At 69.8% G+C, this 17,040-nt stretch carries 14 protein-coding genes and 1 pseudogene; 8 read left to right on the top strand and 7 right to left on the bottom strand.

Features of this window, described 5'->3' with window-relative positions:
- Positions 1-496 precede the first annotated feature (496 nt).
- The 4 genes and pseudogenes from ACVTJA_RS39135 to ACVTJA_RS39120 form a co-directional block, all read right to left on the bottom strand.
- Positions 497-562 (bottom strand): annotated as a pseudogene (locus tag ACVTJA_RS39135) (hypothetical protein); the annotation flags it as partial.
- Positions 563-1,245: 683 nt separating this feature from the next.
- Entirely contained in the window at positions 1,246-1,866 is a 621-nt protein-coding gene (locus ACVTJA_RS39130; protein ID WP_465828010.1) for a TetR/AcrR family transcriptional regulator, read from the bottom strand.
- 64 nt (positions 1,867-1,930) lie between these two features.
- On the bottom strand, positions 1,931-3,730 hold the full coding sequence (locus tag ACVTJA_RS39125; RefSeq protein WP_465828008.1) for a DUF885 domain-containing protein: 1,800 nt from the start codon (positions 3,728-3,730) through the stop codon (positions 1,931-1,933).
- Between the two features lie 133 nt (positions 3,731-3,863).
- Positions 3,864-4,583 (bottom strand): sulfite exporter TauE/SafE family protein, encoded by a 720-nt coding sequence (locus ACVTJA_RS39120; RefSeq protein WP_465828006.1) that lies wholly within the window; start codon positions 4,581-4,583, stop codon positions 3,864-3,866.
- Between the two features lie 48 nt (positions 4,584-4,631).
- On the opposite strand from ACVTJA_RS39120, the gene ACVTJA_RS39115 reads away from it, so the two are divergent.
- From ACVTJA_RS39115 to ccoG, 6 genes are read left to right on the top strand one after another with little or no spacing between them, the layout of a single operon-like run.
- On the top strand, positions 4,632-7,061 hold the full coding sequence (locus tag ACVTJA_RS39115; RefSeq protein ID WP_465828004.1) for a heavy metal translocating P-type ATPase: 2,430 nt from the start codon (positions 4,632-4,634) through the stop codon (positions 7,059-7,061).
- Positions 7,058-7,246: a cytochrome oxidase gene (locus tag ACVTJA_RS39110; protein ID WP_465828002.1), complete on the top strand. Its 189-nt coding sequence runs from the start codon at positions 7,058-7,060 to the stop codon at positions 7,244-7,246. Before ACVTJA_RS39115 ends, ACVTJA_RS39110 begins: the two co-directional genes overlap by 4 nt.
- A gap of 4 nt (positions 7,247-7,250) precedes the next feature.
- Entirely contained in the window at positions 7,251-9,617 is a 2,367-nt protein-coding gene (gene ccoN, locus ACVTJA_RS39105) for a cytochrome-c oxidase, cbb3-type subunit I (protein ID WP_465828000.1), read from the top strand.
- Positions 9,617-9,796 (top strand): cbb3-type cytochrome oxidase subunit 3, encoded by a 180-nt coding sequence (locus ACVTJA_RS39100; RefSeq protein ID WP_465827998.1) that lies wholly within the window; start codon positions 9,617-9,619, stop codon positions 9,794-9,796. The genes ccoN and ACVTJA_RS39100 overlap by 1 nt, the downstream gene beginning before the upstream one ends.
- A complete protein-coding gene (locus tag ACVTJA_RS39095) occupies positions 9,789-10,346 on the top strand; it encodes a c-type cytochrome (RefSeq protein ID WP_465827996.1) in 558 nt (185 codons plus the stop codon). The genes ACVTJA_RS39100 and ACVTJA_RS39095 overlap by 8 nt, the downstream gene beginning before the upstream one ends.
- Before the next feature lie 28 nt (positions 10,347-10,374).
- A complete protein-coding gene (gene ccoG, locus ACVTJA_RS39090) occupies positions 10,375-11,793 on the top strand; it encodes a cytochrome c oxidase accessory protein CcoG (RefSeq protein ID WP_465827994.1) in 1,419 nt (472 codons plus the stop codon).
- A gap of 100 nt (positions 11,794-11,893) precedes the next feature.
- Here the strand turns inward: ccoG and ACVTJA_RS39085 are convergent, their stop codons facing one another.
- Positions 11,894-12,955: an SDR family NAD(P)-dependent oxidoreductase gene (locus tag ACVTJA_RS39085; RefSeq protein ID WP_465827992.1), complete on the bottom strand. Its 1,062-nt coding sequence runs from the start codon at positions 12,953-12,955 to the stop codon at positions 11,894-11,896.
- 514 nt (positions 12,956-13,469) lie between these two features.
- Between ACVTJA_RS39085 and ACVTJA_RS39080 the strand changes: the two genes are divergently transcribed.
- Positions 13,470-14,831 (top strand): hypothetical protein, encoded by a 1,362-nt coding sequence (locus ACVTJA_RS39080; protein WP_465827990.1) that lies wholly within the window; start codon positions 13,470-13,472, stop codon positions 14,829-14,831.
- A 14-nt stretch (positions 14,832-14,845) separates the two neighbouring features.
- Here ACVTJA_RS39080 and ACVTJA_RS39075 read toward each other — a convergent pair whose 3' ends face one another.
- On the bottom strand, positions 14,846-15,340 hold the full coding sequence (locus ACVTJA_RS39075; RefSeq protein ID WP_465827988.1) for an amidohydrolase family protein: 495 nt from the start codon (positions 15,338-15,340) through the stop codon (positions 14,846-14,848).
- The gene (locus ACVTJA_RS39070; RefSeq protein WP_465827986.1) at positions 15,309-15,878 is read right to left on the bottom strand and encodes an amidohydrolase family protein; all 570 of its coding nucleotides are present in this window, start codon (positions 15,876-15,878) and stop codon (positions 15,309-15,311) included. Before ACVTJA_RS39070 ends, ACVTJA_RS39075 begins: the two co-directional genes overlap by 32 nt.
- A gap of 132 nt (positions 15,879-16,010) precedes the next feature.
- On the opposite strand from ACVTJA_RS39070, the gene ACVTJA_RS39065 reads away from it, so the two are divergent.
- Positions 16,011-16,844, top strand: a complete 834-nt coding sequence (locus tag ACVTJA_RS39065) for a hypothetical protein (protein ID WP_465827985.1) — start codon at positions 16,011-16,013, stop codon at positions 16,842-16,844.
- Positions 16,845-17,040: the final 196 nt, after the last annotated feature.

The raw sequence follows: 17,040 nt of genomic DNA, 5'->3' as shown, positions 1-17,040 counted from the left end.
CGTGAGTGCCGCCGGAGCCATCCGTCTTCGCCAGTGCGAGCCAGAGGGCCTCTCCCGACTCGGCGATGTCCTCCAGGTACACCGGCTCGTTGCGCTCCGCCGACGCCCGCGCCAGCTCCGTCAACGTGCCCCAGACCAGGGCTTCACCCGCCCTGACGCAGCCGGGCCTCAGCGCTTGTTCCTGCTCGCCGTGCTGGAGGACTTCGCGCACCAGCGCCCGCGCCGCGCCGCCGGGCACCTGCTGGCCGGGGACCCTCGGATGCAGGAAGGTGAAGCTGAAGGGGCCGGGCTTGCCCAGCGCCCACTTCGCCATCGCGTTCCAGAAAACGAAGAAGGCCTCGCGGAAGGTGACGCCCTCCGCCCCGTGCTTGCAGATGTATGCCCAGTCCACGTCCTGGCAGAAGACATTCTCGCTGAAGTCGCGCACCTCTTGAGCGAAGCGCGGCTTGCTGCCGTAGCGTCGGTACAGCGAGCCCACCGACATGCCCGCGGCCCGGGCCAACTGCTCGGCCTTCACGTGCTCGTAGCCGTGCTGGCCCAGCACCTCCGCCGAGCTCTGCATCATCCCCGACAGGAAATACTCCGTGAACCCCATGCCCCTGCCCCTCCCGCCCCCTCCGGGGCGGCCGTCCCGTGGAAGGAACGTTCCTTCCATGAAACCCTTCTACCGGAGGGGACTGACATCACGGGTCAGACGCTGCAAAGGCAACCTCTTTGGTGGTCCGGAGGGCGTGCGCCTTCGGCGGCAACGCGCTCTCAGAATTCAATGCGGTGCTGCGTCCGGCTGGCGGGGCAACGCGAGAGGGTCGCGCCGGCATTCCGGACTGCCACACCCGAGCACTCGGCCATCGTTCATCGAGCATTCAATGCCGTGCCGCGTCCGGCGGGGCAGCGTGATGAACCCGCGCTGGTGGTCCGGACTGCGGCGCCTGCGCACTCGGCCATCGTTCATCGAGAATTCAATGCGGTGCCGTGTCCGGCGGGTGGCGGGGCAGCGCGATGAGCCCGCGCTGGTGGTCCGGACCGCGGCGCCTGAGTCCCGGGGCATTGTTCAGCGTTCAGTGGATACGGTTAACAGTCCGCGCGGGTGCTCGTCTGCTGTCACGCGCATCGGATGCGAGCCGCGCAGGCGGGACACGCTGACGCCGGGGCCGTCATCCCGTGCTGCCGGGGATGAGATGAGTCGGTGTGCTCGTTCCGGCCATCGCCTTCGGCGTGCGCCATTCCGAGACAACCGCGCACTCGTCATGGCGTCTTGCGTGGAGGCGGCTCCGGACGCAGGCATCTCCACGCCGCGTCGGCGAGCACCTTCTCGATGCCCGGCTTCAGCTCGCCGCGGCCGCTGGCCCAGTAGCGGAGCAGTTCCTGCGCGGGCCCGAGCATCAGCGGTATGTACGCGGAGGAGGGCAGGGCGAGAATCTGCCCCTCCTTCGCGTAGGCCTTCATCTGGGCGTAGCCCTCGCGCATGAAGTGGCCCGTGGCGGACTGGATTTCGGGCTCGGCGGCGGCCACCGCCTCTTCGCGGCGCATCTGGATGAGATAGCGCGCCGCCTCGGGATTCGCGCGCGACCAGGCGATGTGGTGCGTGACGATGGCACGTATGAAGCCTTCCGCGTCGTGCACCTGCTCCAGGCGCGTGTGCAGCACCTCCTGATGCTGGCGCAGGCAGTCGATGTAGAGGGCGACGGCGATGCCCTCCTTCGCTCCGAAGTGATGGTAGACGCTTCCCACGCTGGCGCCGCTGAGCTCGCGGATGTCCTCGATGGTCGTCGCCGCCCATCCCAGCTTCGTGAAGCATTGAAGCGCGGCATCCAGGATGGCGCGGCGGCTCCGCTCACCGACGGCGCTGCGGCGTGACTTCTCCATGGCGGGACTCTCGTCCTGGCCTTTCCCTCGGGTCAAGCGGAGCCGCGACACTCCGGATGGTCGCTCAGCGCGCGGAGGTGGGCGCCGCGTCCTCACCCAGCATCAGTCGCCGGACGATGGGCACGGGCGGGTACCCATAGGAGACAACCTGGTCATGGAAGCGCTGGAGGGTGAAGTCCTTGCCCCACTTCGCCTTCGCGTCCTCGCGCAGCTCCATGAGCATCTTCTTGCCCAGGACATAGACGAGGTACGTCGGTTCCGACGTGCCCCGACGCGCCTCGCGCTCCGCGTTGACGTGCGTCATGTATGCCTCCTCCTCGAAGAGGCGCACGGCCTGCTCGTACGTCATACCGCGCGTGTGCAGCGACAGGCCGGCCATGTAGCGCGCCAGCCGCTGGAGGTAGAGCGCGAGCTGGTTCAGCCGCAGCCGGTCCGCTTGCGGACCCGTGCCGCCGTAGCCCTCGTCCAGCATCATCTGCTCCGTGTACAGGCCCCAGCCCTCGCTGAACGAGCTCGAGCCGAACAGCCGGCGCACCTTGGACTGAATGCGGTTCGTCCACAGGAACTGCACGTAGTGGCCCGGGTACGCCTCATGGATGGAGACGAGCGGCAGCGCATAGCGGTTGTAGAAGCTCATGTGCTGCAGCGTCTGCTCCGCGTTCCACGCCGGGTCCGGCGGCGTCACGTAGTAGTACGCCTCCGTCGCCTTCGTCTCGAACGGGCCCGGCGTGCTCATGCTCGCGAAGGACAGCGCCCGGTTGAACGGCGGCGTCTCCGCCACCCGCGCCCGGACCTCGCTCGGCACGGTGATGATGTGGTGGTCGATGAGGTACTGGCGGATGTCCTCCAGCGTCGCGGTCGTCGTGGCCACCAATTCCGCGGGCGCCGGGTGGTCCTTGCCCAGGTCGCGGTACACGTCCATGGGCGGCTTGCCCGGGGCGATGCGTCCGGCCACCTCGCGGAACTGCTCCTGCGTGCGCTTCATCTCCGCGCGGCCCCAGGCGAGCAGCGAGTCGATGCTCTCGGTGACGCCCTCCTCGTACAGGAGCTTCTTGCGGTACGTCTCCTCGCCAATCGCGAAGGCTCCGTTGGAGCGTGGCAGCAGGTCCTCCTTGAGGAAGCGCGTGTAGTCGTCGATGGCCTCCAGGCAGCGCGCCTGCTCTTTCTTGAAGGCCTCCTGAAGCGTGGCGTCCTGCACCGGAGCGAAGGCCTGCGGCAGCGTCTGCGTGTAGAACGAGCGCGTGCCCCGCGCCTGCTCCAGCGCAATCTCCGTCCACAGCTTCGGCGGATTCTTCAGGTTGGCCTTCGCGGCGGCGAACACCTCCGGCACCACGGACATGCGCTTCAGCGCCGAGCGCATCCGCTCCTCCAGCGGCGCGAAGTCGCGGTTGACGAGCTGGTACACGGCGCCCGACGCGAAGCTCAGGTACTGGTTGGGATTGCGCTCCCACGAGCGCACCGTCTCCAGGTCCAGAATCTTCGACCGGAAGTGGTTCTCCAGCATGTCGTAGTCGGCGCGGTCCTCGGGCGGCAGCGCGTGGCGGTCCACGGCCTTGGGCAGCGCGGCGAGCCGGTCCTGGTAGTACGCCAGATTGGAGGCCCGCTCCTCGGGCCGGAAGCCGCGCAGCTCGCCGTCATACGCGTGCATGCCCGCGGACGTGGCCGACATGGGCGAGCGGCGGAAGTGCTCCTCGAAGTGCGCGTCCACGAAGGCGCGCAGCGCCGTCTGCTCGCGGGACAGTCCAATCGGCGTGGCGGCATGGACGGCCGGGGAGGCGGCCTGGGCCGGCGGACGCGAGGTGGTGCAGCCAGGGGACAGCAGCAGCAACGCGGCGAGGACGCTCGTGGGGCGCAGTGCGTTCATGGGGCCTCGGGGAAGGGGACGCGCGAGCCTCGCCCATGCCCCATGGCCCTACAAGCGCACTGTCACTCCGGGTGCACCCGCGGTGTTGCTCGAAGCGCTTCAAGTGTTTCTGAAGCACCCGAGCACCGGGCCTTCAATGGCAGCTCGGCCGGCCGCTCGCCGTGCCGACGGCGCGGTAGATGAGCACCGCCGCCGCGACCAGGGGCACCGCCCGCTGTAGGACGAAGGATGCGGCGCGGGGCCGGTGCTTCCACAGCCCCATCTGGAGCTGCGCGCCGAGCAGCGCGGGGAGCCCACCCAGCGCGAAGGCGCCCATAATCAATGCGCCCCCTCCGAATGATCCGCTCGCCAGCGCCGCCGCGAAGACGCCGTAGAGCAGGCCGCAGGGCAACAGCGGCGTCACCGCACCCATTGCGCCCGCGCGCCCCGTCCACGAAAACTTTGCGCCCCAGCGCGAGATGTACCGCGCCACGTGCGACAGGCCCGGCAACGGGCGCAGCCGCTTGCCCACCTCCAGCGCGGAGGCCACCAGCGCCGCCGCCATGAGCCACGGCAGATAGGGGCGCGTGGACACGGCCAGCGCCGCCGTGACGCCTCCGCCGAGCGCTCCCAGGGCTCCACCCACGAGCGTGTACGCCGCCACGCGTGCGCCCTGATACGCGAGCACCGCGCGGCGCCGCTCGGGGCCCGGCACGGAGGGAAGTCCCGCGCAGGCGAGCGGCCCGCACATGAGGAGGCAGTGCACGCTCCCGGTGAGCCCCACCGTCAGCGCACCGAGTGCACCGACGGCCACCGCGGGTGAACCAGGCAGTGCGGCCAGCAACGGGGAAATCGCGTTCGTATCGAGCGGCATGCCCCCCTGCTTCGCAACAGGCATGCCGTTCGCAAGGTGACACCGTGCATGCCTGCTTCCTCGCAAATCGCTCGCGCCTCGGACGCCTGCCTCCACTGTGGCAGTCCCGTCCCCATGGGCGCGGCTTCGCGCGACTTCTGTTGCGCGGGGTGCGAGGCCGTGTACGGCCTGCTGCGTGAGCAGGGGCTGACCCGCTACTACCAGCTCACGCAGGGGAAGGCGGCGCCCGCGCCGGAGCCTCGCAAGGACCGAGGCTTCGCGTGGCTGGAGCCGCTGGTGGCGCGCGCGGAGGCCGTGCCCGGTCCGGTGTGCGCGCTGGAGTTGGACGTTCAGGGCATCCACTGCGCCGCATGCGTGTGGCTGATGAATGAGCTGTTCCGAAGGCAGCAGGGCGGGGCGGGGCTCACGGTGGACCCGGCGCTCGGCAAGGTGCGCATGCAGTGGAGGCGCGGGGCCTTCGACGTGAGCGACTTCCTGCGCACGGTGGAGGGCTTCGGCTACCTCTTCGGCCCCAGCCGCAAGCACCCCGAGGCGGCCAGCCTCGATTTGCCCATCCGCCTGGGCATCTGCGCCGCGCTGGCGATGAACGTGATGCTGTTCTCGGTGAGCTTCTATGTCGGGCTCACTCCGGAGGACGCCGACGTCTTCCGCCTCTTCACGCGGCTGAGCCTGGCGCTGTCCACCGGCGTCGTGTTGGTAGGCGGGTGGCCCTTCTTCCGCTCCGCCGTGCAGGGGCTGCGGCGCGGCGTGCTGCACCTGGACCTGCCCATTGCGCTGGGCATCCTGCTGGTGTTCGGCACCTCGCTGGTGCAGGCGCGCGGCGGCCGCGGCGACCTGGCGTACTTCGATACGCTCAACACCTTCGTCACGCTGATGCTGGTGGGACGCTGGCTCCAGCAGCGCGTGCTGGAGCGCAACCGCCGCTTCCTCCTGGAGGACGACGGCGCGGAGGGGCTGTTCGTCCGCAAGCAGGAGGGCGAGCGGCTCTCCACCGTGCGCGCCGCCGAGGTGGCCGAGGGTGACGTGCTCGTGATTGCTCCGGGCGACCTGGTGCCGGTGGACGCGGTGCTGCTGGACGCGGAAGCGCGCGTGTCCACCGACTGGATTACTGGCGAGCCGGGCGTGCGTGGGGTTGCGCAGGGGGACGCCCTGCCCGCCGGTGCCTTCAACTCGGGCCGCGAGGCGGTGCGGGTGCGCGCGTCGCAGGCCTTCACGGACTCGCCGCTGGTGGCGCTGCTGCGGCGCGCTCCGGCGGGGACGGGGAGCGCCGCGGTGCACACGCGCTTCTGGGACCGCGTGTCGCGCCGCTGGGTCGTCACCGTGCTGGCGGTGTCCGCGCTGGGGCTCGCGCTGTGGTGGCCGGCGGGGCCGGACAAGGCGCTGGAGGTGGCGGTGGCGCTGCTGGTGGTGACGTGCCCGTGCGCCATTGGCATCGCCACGCCGCTGGCGTACGAATTGGTGCAGGCGCGCCTGCGCCGGGGCGGCTTCTTCGTGCGCAGCCCGGACCTGCTGGACCGGCTGCCTCGCGTGAAGAAGGTGCTGTTCGACAAGACGGGGACGCTGACGCTCGGCCGGCTGGAGTTGGTGGACCGCACGTCGGTGGACGCGCTGACGCCGGAGGCCCGTGACGTGGCCTTCGACCTGACCTCGCGCAGCAACCACCCGGCGAGCCGGTGCCTCAGCGCCGCGCTGGCCCGCGCGGGGGCCCGGTTCAATCCCGAGGCCCGCGTGACGGAGCACTCGGGGCAGGGTGTGGAGCTCACGCGTGACGGCGTGTGCTGGCGGCTGGGCCGCGCGCAGTGGGCGCTGGAAGGGCAGGGCGACGCGGAGGGCACGACACCGCAGGCCGGTCCCGTGCTCACCCGAGACGGCATGCTCATGGCCAACTTCCCCTTGCGCGAGTCGGTCCGCTCGGACGCGCGGCGCGAGGTGCAGGCGCTGCAGGCCGAGGGCCGCTCGGTGTGGCTCATCTCCGGCGACGCTCCGGCCCGCGTGCGCGACATGGCCGAGGCGTTGAGCATCCCCACCGGGCACGCGCTGGGCGGCCAGCGTCCCGAGGACAAGGCCTCCGCCGTCGCGGCGCTCGACGAGGCCGACACGCTCTACCTGGGCGACGGCGTCAACGACAGCCTCGCCTTCGAGCGCGCCCTGTGCGCGGGCACGCCGGCCATCGACCGGCCCGTGATGCCGGGCAAGAGCGACTTCTTCCTCCTCGGTGAAGGGCTCGCCTCCATCCGCGAGGCCCTGCGCCTGTCGCTGCGGCTGCGCCAGGTGGTGCGCCGGCTGCTGATGCTCGCGGTGTCCTACAACGTCGTGGCCGTCACCGTGTGCCTCGCCGGGTGGATGACGCCGCTGCGCGCCGCGCTGGCCATGCCCGCCACCAGCCTCGCCACCGTCCTCTTCACCGTGTGGAGCCTGTCCGCCGCGCGCGAGCGCCCGGCCTCCACCCCCACGCAGCTGCGGGAGGTGCCCGCATGAACGTCCTCGTCCTCCAGGTCTTCGTCAGCCTGATGCTCGTGGCCAGCTCGGTGCTGCTGTTCGCGTACAGCGTGCGCCACCGGGACCACGAGCACGCCGACCGCCTCTCCCTCTTCCCGCTCGAGGACGACAGCGCCCATTCGGCCGCCGCCCCCGAGTCCAAGCCTTCCGCTTCCCAGGAGTGATTCCGTGCAACAGCAACGAATCATCTACGACGACACCACGGTCCGGCGCTTCATCATGGCGTCGGTGCTGTTCGGCATCGTGGGCATGGCGGTAGGGGCGCTCGTGGCCAGCCAGCTCGCATGGTGGCAGGTCAACCTGGGCATCCCCTACACGACGTACTCGCGCCTGCGCCCGCTGCACACCAACGCGGTCATCTTCGCCTTCGTCGGCAACATGATGTTCGCCGGCATCTACTACTCCACGCAGCGCCTGTTGAAGGCGCGCATGGCGTCCGACCTGCTCTCGAAAATCCACTTCTGGGGCTGGCAGCTCATCATCGTCGCGGCGGCCGTCACGCTGCCCCTGGGCATCACCACCTCCAAGGAGTACGCGGAGCTGGAGTGGCCCATTGATTTGGCCATCGCGGTCATCTGGGTGGTCTTCGCCATCAACTTCTTCTGGACGCTGAAGAAGCGGAACGAGAAGAACCTCTACGTCGCCATCTGGTTCTACATCGCCACCATCGTCACCGTGGCGGTGCTGCACATCGTCAACAGCCTGGCGCTGCCGTTCTCTCCGCTGAAGAGCTACTCCGTCTACGCGGGCGTGCAGGACGCGCTGGTGCAGTGGTGGTACGGCCACAACGCCGTCGCCTTCTTCCTCACCACGCCCATCCTGGGCATCATGTATTACTTCCTGCCCAAGGCGGCGGAGCGGCCCGTCTACTCGTACCGGCTCTCCATCATCCACTTCTGGGCCCTGGTCTTCATCTACATCTGGGCCGGTCCGCACCACCTGCTCTACACCGCGCTGCCGGACTGGGCGCAGTCGCTGGGCATGATTTTCAGCGTCATGCTCTGGGCTCCGTCGTGGGGCGGCATGCTCAACGGCCTGCTCACGCTGAAGGGCGCCTGGTACAAGCTGCGCGAGGACCCCGTCCTCAAGTTCCTCATCGCCGGCGTCACCTTCTACGGCATGGCCACGTTCGAGGGGCCGCTGCTCTCCATCAAGTCGGTGAGCGCGCTGGGCCACTACACGGACTGGATTGTCGGCCACGTGCACAGCGGCGCGCTGGGGTGGAACGGCTTCATGGCCGCCGGCATGTTCTACTGGCTGGTGCCCAGGCTGTACGGCACGAAGCTGCACTCGACGAAGGCCGCGGACGCGCACTTCTGGCTCGCGACGGTGGGCATCCTTCTCTACGCGGTGTCGATGTGGATCAGCGGCATCACCCAGGGCCTCATGTGGCGCGCCACCAACCCGGACGGCACGCTGCTCTACCCGAACTTCGTGGAGACGCTGCTGGCCATCCGGCCCATGTACATCGTCCGCTTCGCCGGCGGCTCCATGTACCTCGTGGGCTTCATCATGATGGCGGTGAACCTGTGGAAGACGGCCCGCGCCGGTCAGCCCGTCAACGGTGAGACCACCGTCGTGGTGGAGACGCCGGCCGCCGCGCCCGAGGCGCAGCCCGTCGCGGCGCCCACGCCCGGCTGGGTGCAGGTCGTCACCGGCCGCCCGCTCATCTTCGCCCTCGCCATCCTCACGGTGACGATGTTCCTCGGCTGGGCGAAGCCGGTGCGCGCGCTGGTGCTGATGGGCGCCATCGTCGCCATGGGCGAGTTCGCCTGGATTGTCACCCGCCGAGAGCGCGAGGCGGGCAAGCCGTCCTGGTTCGGCCTCATCGAGGGCCGGCCGCTCGCCTTCACCGTGCTCACGCTGGTGGCCATCCTCATCGGCGGTGTGGCGGAGCTGCTGCCCACCATCATGATCAAGCAGGCGGTGCCCGCGCACGGCGAGGCGCAGCAGCCGTACTCGCCGCTGGAGCTGCAGGGCCGTGACTTGTACGTCCGCGAGGGCTGCTACACGTGCCACTCGCAGATGATTCGTCCCTTCGTGGCGGAGACGCAGCGCTACGGCGACGTGTCCCGCGCGGAGGAGTTCATCTTCGACCACCCCTTCCAGTGGGGCAGCAAGCGCACGGGGCCGGATTTGCACCGGGTGGGCGGCAAGTACCCGAACCTCTGGCACTACACGCACATGCTGGACCCGCGCGCGACGAGCCCCGGCTCCAACATGCCGCCGTACCCGTGGCTGGCGGAGAACCAGCTCAAGGTGAAGGACGCGCCGAAGAAGCTGGCGCTGATGCAGAAGCTGGGCGTGCCGTACACCAACGCGGACGTCGACACCGCGGAGCTGCGGCAGAAGGCGCAGGCCGAGGCCATCACCGCGGACCTGGCCACGCAGGGTGTCAGCGTGAAGTGGGACTCGGAAATGGTGGCGCTCATCGCCTACCTGCAGCGCCTGGGCCGCGGGCCGCAGGACGCGCCGGTGCAGGCTCCTGGGGCGCCCACCGCGGCGGTCGTCGGCGGCCAGGGAGGGACGCACTGATGTACAAGCAATTCTATGAGGGAATGGCGCTGACGCACCTGCCGCTCTTCGCGCTCTGGCTGTTCATCGCGGTGTTCCTCGGCGTCTGCGTCTGGGTATTCGTGGCGCGGCGCAGCCAGGATTTCGACGCGCTCGCGCAGCTTCCGCTCGCCGAGCAGGGGGAGCAGGGCCATGAGTGAGAAGGTAGAGCAGGCTCCGGTGCACTACGTCTACGACGGCATCGAGGAGCACGACAACCGGCTGCCCAACTGGTGGCTGTTCATCCTCTGGACGACCATCGTCTTCGGCGCGGGGTACTGGTTCTGGTACCACATCGCGGAGATGGCGCCGGGGCAGCTCGGCGAGTACCACAGCGAGTCCGCGGAGGTGGCGAAGCGGAACGCGGACAACAAGCCCGCCTCCAACGAGACGTTGCTCGCGCTGGTGCAGGACCCGGGCACGGTGGGTAACGGCAAGGCGGTGTTCCAGGCGAACTGCGCGTCCTGCCACGGCGCGCAGGGGCAGGGGCTCATCGGCCCCAACCTGACGGACGGCTTCTGGCTGCACGGCAGCAAGCCCATGGACGTGCACAAGGTGGTGGCCGAGGGCGTGGTGGCCAAGGGCATGCCCGCGTGGGAGCGCACGCTGGGTGCCGAGCGCGTGCGCGCCGCTGTCGCGTACGTGCTGACGCTCAAGGGAACCAACGTGGCCGGCGGCAAGGCGCCGCAGGGCGAGCCCGAGCAGCCGTAGCACCGAAGGCACGGAGAGGAAGCGGCGTATGTCAGCGGCACCGGAGCAGAACAGTCCCCGCATCGACCAGCTCAGCTCCATCCGGGCGGATGGCTCGCGGGTGGCCATCCATCCCTCGGACGTGCAGGGCCGGTTCATCACCCGGCGGCGGATGCTGTTCGCGGTGCTGATGGCCATCTACGTGGCGCTGCCGCTGATCCAGGTGGGAGGCCACCCGGCCGTGCACCTGGACGTGGCGGCGCGCCGCTTCTACCTCTTCGGCGGCACGTACAACGCGCAGGACTTCTGGCGCGTGCTGTTCCTCGTCACGTCCCTGGGCTTCGGGCTGCTGTTCGTCACTGCGTGGCTGGGCCGCGTCTGGTGCGGCTGGGCGTGTCCGCAGACGGTGTTCCTGGAGGGCGTGTACCGGCCGATTGAGCGCTTCTTCGATGGGCCCCGAGAGCGGCGGCTCAAGGCGGCGAGCTCGCCGTGGACCGCGGGCCGGGTGGTGCGCGCGGTGCTGAAGCATGCCGCGTACGTGGGCGTGTCGCTGCTGATTTCACACGCGGCGCTGAGCCTCTTCGTGTCCGCGGGCGGGCTCGTGTCCATGGTGTCCGCGGGCCCGGCGGTGTCGCCGGTGGCCTTCTCGTGGGCCATGGCCGTCACCGGCGCGCTGTACTTCAACTTCGCGTGGTTCCGCGAGCAGCTCTGCGTGGTGGTGTGTCCCTACGGCCGGCTCCAGTCGGCGATGCAGGACCGGGACTCGCTCATCATCGGCTACGACGTGAAGCGCGGGGAGCCTCGCGGGCGGATGTTGAAGGTGAGGCCGACGCCCGGCGAGGTGACGCCGCCGCGCGGGGACTGCGTGGACTGCCGCCGGTGCGTCATGGCGTGTCCCACGGGCATCGACATCCGCAATGGCTTGCAGATGGATTGTCTGGCGTGCGCGCAGTGCGTGGACGCGTGCGACGACGTCATGGACAAGGTGGGCCGGCCGCGTGGGCTCATCCGGTATGACTCGCTCAACGGGCTGGATGGGCAGAAGCGCCGCGTGATGCGGCCCCGGCTGGTGCTGTACGGCGCGCTGATGGTGGCGGCCTTCACCGGCCTCACGCTGAGCCTCGTGCAGCGCGTCCCGTTCGAGGCCAACCTGCTGCGCTTCCAGGGCATGCCGTACCTCATCGAAGAGGGCACGGTGCGCAACCAGTTCGAGCTGCACCTGGTGAACAAGAACCCGGAGGAGACGACATTCACCATCCGGGTGGAGAGCCCCGTGCCCGCGCACGTGGTGGTGCCTCAGGCGGAGGTGAAGCTGGCCTCGCTGGAGAGCTTCCGCGTGCCGCTGTTCATCACCGTCCAGCAGGGGCGCGTCAAAGCGCCCTTTGTCTTCACGGTGGAGGTGAAGGACTCGGCCTCGGGCGAGGTGAAGCGGATGGAGGCGCGGTTCCTGGGGCCGGCTGGCGGGTGATGGCTCGCGGAGGGATGGAGCGGCCTCTGTCTGCGTGAGAGCGGCCGCAGCGGGTCCGCCAGTACCTTCACCTGCGCGAGGCCGCGCGACAGCAGGCGGGCTACGCCGCTCCGGCCATGAGGCCACCGTCCACCGTCAGCACCGCGCCCGTCACGTACGAGGCCTCGTCGGAGAGCAGCCACACGATGGCCCGCGCGCTCTCCTCCGGGTCGCCAATCCTGCCCAGGGGGACCCTGCTGGACACGAGCTTCGCCGCCTTCTCCGGCGCGCCGGGCGAGAGCTTGTTGAACACACCCTCGAGCATGGGGGTGCGGTGCGCACCGGGGCACAGCACGTTGAGCCGGACCCCCTGCGCCGCGTACTCGATTGCCGCCGACCGGGTGAGGCCGTGCACCCCGTGCTTCGCCGCGCAGTAGAACGAGCCCATCGGCGTGCCCGACAGGCCGTTGATGGAGGAGACGTTCACCACCGCCCCGCCGCGCACCATGGCCGGCAACTGGTACTTGAGGCACAGCCACACCCCCTTGAGGCACACCGCCAGGGTGCGGTCGAACTCCTCCTCCGAGAGCTCCGCCGTCAGCGCGTACGTGACGTCTCCGAAGGCCGCGCTGTTCACCGCGAGGTCCAGGCGCCCCCAGCGCTCCAGTGCCGCGTCCACCATGCGCCGCACGTCGTCCGCCCGCGCCACGTCCGTCCGGACGAAGAGGGCCTCGCCCCCGGCGTCGCGCAGCCCCCGCTCCGCGGCGCGGCCGCGCTCCTCCCCACGCGAGGCGACGACCACCTTCGCGCCCTCCGCGCACAGCAGCTTCGCCGTCGCCAGTCCGATGCCCGAGCTGCCTCCTGTCACCACTGCGACCTTGCCCTCGAGTCCTCGCATGTGCGTGCCCCCTTTTGATTCTTCGAGATTCTCCAAACGGTCCGTGCGCGTGCAGGAGCGCCACGGAATGCCCGCTTCTCGGGCAGTGCCACCCAGGTCCGCTTCCGCGTCGTTGCTGTCCTCCCGCGGGAAGTCCTCGCGCTCCTGTTCCTCCTGCGCGCGGTCCTCTCGTTCCACGGAGGGCTCGACAGTTGCGTGCCGCTCTTCGTCGGCTCTCTGCTCCAGCTTCAGCAAGAGTGTGTCCAGCGCGAGGAATGCTCCCTCCAGCTCCGCCTGGAGGGCCAAGGCGTCGACCCTCGCGAGCGGGTCCCCGGGCTTCCGTGCGACGGCGTCCTCCGGGGGCCTCGGGCCGGTTTGCAATGGCGCGGCCGCCGACTTCTCGCGCGCCTTCGCCCGTCGCCGGGCGAATTCCCGGGCCCGTCGAATGGCCTCGGCACGCGCTCTCGCACGGCGCTGGAATTCCTCGTAAGGGGTGGACGCGTCTCGCTTGTCTGACGCCATGGAGCCCTCGGAAGAACGCAACCCAACGCCATCAGGCGTTCTGGATGCGAAAAGAGGCCCGAGGCTCGCGGCCGTCCCAAGAAAGTTCGCGGTGAGATTGCTGCTGCAACCCGGAAACGAGGATGGAACCCGAGGGCAGGGCGCTGATGAATGCCTGATGGGAGCGCCCCGGCGTGTGAACACCTGGACTGGCGCGGCTTGCCGCTCCCGACGGTATGGCCACTTCTCAGTCGCACGGACGGCACAGCTGTCCCTGCGTGCCGTTCCGGTGTTTTCCATCATCGCTGGAGAAGCAGTTATGTCATCTCTGAAGCCCATCACGCGGCCGCATGTCGTCACCTCGCATTCCTGGCTGAGGAGGCTCACCGTCTGTGTCCTCGCCCTCGCGTCCTGTCCCGCGTCCAGGGACGAACAGGACGTCGTGGCCACGCGGACACGCCCTCAGGCGGTTGACAGCGCGTCCATCGACCCGGCTCGCCAGTTGTTCGTCACCGACGTGAGCGTGGTGGATGACCTGCGCTTCACGCAGTGGGACCCGGAGCAGGTGAACACCGACCCCGGCGGCGGTTGGAGCTTCGGTCGGCTCATCGACAACATGCTGCCGGACTCGCTGTACACGCTGAAGGGACGCGACAAGGAATGGGCGCGGTCGATGTTCGTGCTGCGGTGGCTGCACACGTGGGAGCAGGAGCAGGTCATCAATGGTCAGCACGTCCCCGCGCGCCCGGCCATCCGCTCGCTCGTCATCACCCCGTGGCTCGCGGCCAGCGGCTGCACCGGCGCCGATAACCAGTGCGTGCTCGACTTCGGCAAGGCGCCCTTCCGGCTGCTGGCCATCGTCTACCGTCCCGACCTGCGGCGCCTGCCCACGGCGGACTCGCCGGGCCGCGCGGGCGAGGGCCGCTTCGTCTTCGGCGTGCTCGGCCCCAACGGCGAGCGCAAGCCCTTCACCGTCATCTTCGAGTACGAGCTGCCCATTGCCAGCAAGGCGGACATCCTCACCTGGGCCTACCGCTACTATGCGCTCGGGCTGCAGTCCTTCGGCCCGAAGTTCAACGGGAAGCTGTTCGAGGCGACGCGCAGATTCACGAAGCGGGCCGCCTCGCCCTCCCGGCGGAACGGCAGTGCGCTGCTCCAGTTGCGCACCAACGAGGTTCCCCTGTCGCCGTCCGACCCCCAGGTGTGGGAGATGCGCGAGTTCGTCCTCGGCCCCACGGGCTACCTGACGCCGGACACGGTGAAGCAGGAGGTGGACTCGGCCCTCAACGGTACGCAGGCGCTGGGGGACTGGGCCACCCAGAACGCGAGCGCCATCCTCGCGGGCACGCACGAGGTGCCCGCCACGTGGCAAGGCGTGCCGTTCCGCGCGGGCGCGGCGCCGGTGCCCGCGGGCAGCCTCTGGCAGGTGCCCGGAGCGACGGAGGAAGTACGCCACGCCTTCGCGAAGGCCACGTGCAGCGGGTGTCACAAGGCGGAGACGGGGACGAACTTCCTCCACGTGCGCACGCGTGAGGCCGGCACGGCCTCGCCCGTGTCCGACTTCCTCACCCAGGAGTTGGCTCCAAGCGGGCCCCGCGTGACGGACTTCGTCGAGCTCCTCAACGCGGAAGGCGCGGCCAGGGTCAAGGACGGCCTGCGCAAGGACCACGCCCAGGATTAGGCCGCGCGACGCGGCTACGGCTTGTAGACCTGGATGCGAGCCTCGGGGACACGGCGAGCGAGGTGCTCCATGTGGCGGGCCACCTCGGCGAGGACGCGGGCCTTGTCGAGGGTGAGGAGGTGACGGTCCCGCATGATGATGCGGCCATCGACCATCACCGTCCGCACGTCGCTGGCGCGAGCGCTGTAGACCAACCCGGCGGCGAGGTTGTGGGGCGGCTGCCAGTGGGCGCCGCTCGCGTCCACGAGGATGATGTCCGCCAGGAAGCCGGGGGCGAGCTGCCCGAGCCGGTCGCCCATTCCGAGCACGGCCGCGCTGCCGCGCGTGGCGATGTCGAGGGCCTCGGGGATGGGGAGCGCCTCGGGATTGCTCGCGTCATGCTTCTGCAGCATGGCCATGAGGCGGAGGCTCTCGAGGATGTCGAGCGTGTTGTTGCTGACGGCTCCGTCGGTGGCGAGGCCCACGGGGATGCCGGCCCTACGCAGCGCGGAGATGGGCGTCAGACCCATGGCCAGTTTTTCGGCCGTCTGCGCCGAGGTTCCAGCGCTGGGCGAAGTCGGCGGTCTCGTCGAGCGCCTCGAGGCCCCGGCTGCCGAACACGGCCCAGCCGAGGTGGGCGCGGGTGCCGGCGTCCTGGACGGCCCGAGCCGCCTGGTCCATGAAGAAGTAGTGGTCGGCGACCGTGGTGACGCCGCCCTCGATCATCTCGATGAGACCCAGCTGCATGCCCCAGTACACGGCCTCCTCGGAGAGGTTGCTCTCGAGGGGCCAGATGAACTCGTTGAACCAGCGCTCGATGGGGACGTCCTCGGCCAGGCCGCGGAAGAGCACCATGGGCACGTGGGAGTGCGTGTTGATGAGGCCGGGCATGGCGAGCTGCTGGTGAGCCTCGATGATGTCGAGGTCGGGCTCGGGGGCCTGGCCGGTGGGGCGGATGGCGATGATGCGGTTGCCCCGGACGACGATGTCCTGGTTGCGTGCGACGGTGGGCTCACCGCGCGCACCGGGCACGAGCGCATGACAGTTGCGGAGGAGGGTGTTCGTCATCGGGAGCTCGAGGTGAGATGGAAGGGAGAGGATACATGACGGCGCCACCCTCCCTGCCCGGGCCCCGGGAGTCCTCCGGCCCCTGACTCTCTCGAGGTCTCGGACTCGTTAGGTTCAACGAGAGGAGGGGCCATGCGCGCACGTGAAGCCGGCATCGCGGTGCTGCTGCTGGCCGTGGGCTGCGTGACCGCGGAGCCCCGGCTGTGGCCGAGCACGGAAGCACACGTCATCCAGAGCGGGCACCGTGCGACCGCCGTCGCCGATGCGCAGGGCGTGCACCTGCTGGCGGATGGCAATGCCTGGAAGGGCTATCCCTCCGACCTCGAGCGCCGGCTCACGCCCATTTATGTCCGGCTGGAGAACGGGAGCGGCCGGCCGCTGCGCCTGCGCTACACGGACTTCTCACTCGTGGGCGAGACGTCGCGCTTCCGCTACACCGCGCTTCCAACCCTGGAGACCCGCGCGCCGTGGGCCGCCCCCTCGCAGGGGAACAAGAACGGCGAGCAGAACGGCAACGGCGACACGCAGGGGAGCACGAGGCCCATCGAGCCCACGTCGTGGCACGAGGGCAGCGGCGGCACGCAGGGGAGCGTGGGGCTCATCGAGCCCGCGTCGTGGCACGTGGGCGTCAGCGGTTGGTATGGCTGGGGATGGAGCTGGGGGCTGGGTTGGGGGTGGGGCCCCTATTGGGGCGGCCCGTATTGGGGGGGCCCCTATTGGGCCGGCCCCACCTACCCCTACTACTGGGGCTACCCGTACGAGGTGCCGCTGCCCACCGAGGACATGCTCACCCGGGCGCTGCCGGAAGGCGTGCTGGAGCCCGGAGGCGCCCTCGATGGCTTCCTCTATTTCCAGGGCGTGACCCGCCGCGAGCGCGCGGTGTCGCTCCAGGTGCAGCTCGTGGACGCGAGGACGAACGAGCACCTTGGCACGCTCGACATCCCCTTCCAGGTGCAACAGGGCTGACGCACGTAGCCCCGCGAGGGGACCCCGGGCAGGGCGAGCCGGAGCCGAAGGCGACGCTGGTGGTGGACAGCGGACGCTCGCCCGCCTGGCGGGGGGACTTCGCGCGGGGTTTGCGGGCCGACCGGGGTCGGGCGCAGGAGTTGCGCCCCTCCAGCCCCAGCCGCCCGGTGCCGGGATTGGCACGGGGCTTGGAGTA

The organism is Pyxidicoccus sp. M6, from assembly GCF_055568925.1.
The sequence above is the reverse complement of the archived record's forward strand: the minus strand, read 5'-3'. Positions and strand labels throughout refer to the sequence as shown.